Here is a 395-nt window from a genome sequence, read left to right on the forward strand (position 1 = left end):
CCCCGCACTCTTCCGACAACCGCGGCAATCTCGTCAGCCTTCTGTTTCAATAAATCCAGGTCATCGCCGAAAAGCTTGATTGCCAGTTCCGCGCGAACCCCTTCCAGAAGCTCATCGATTGTCATGTCGATTGGCTGAGTGAAGTTCATCAACACACCGGGAATTTCGCCCAGATGCTCCCGAATAACAGTTTCCAAGTCTTCCTGGCTCTCAGCCGTCCGCCACTCGGAACGCGGTTTGAACAGCACATACATCTCGGCGCTGTTTACCGGATCAGTGTGCGCGCCCACCTCTCCCCGCCCGATGCGGCTTACCACTTCACGTACCTCGGGAATCTGCATCAGCTTTTTTTCCACGATCATGGTAACCCGTTTACTCTCATCAATCGAGATCGA

Annotated in this window: 1 pseudogene (running past one end of the window); it reads right to left on the reverse strand. The window is 53.9% G+C overall.

From position 1 onward, the window contains the following. Positions 1-395, reverse strand: a pseudogene (locus FVQ81_08910) (efflux RND transporter permease subunit) (it continues 1,724 nt past the right edge of the window).

This window comes from Candidatus Glassbacteria bacterium, assembly GCA_019456185.1.
Classification (GTDB): Bacteria; Gemmatimonadota; Glassbacteria; order GWA2-58-10; family GWA2-58-10; genus JAJRTS01.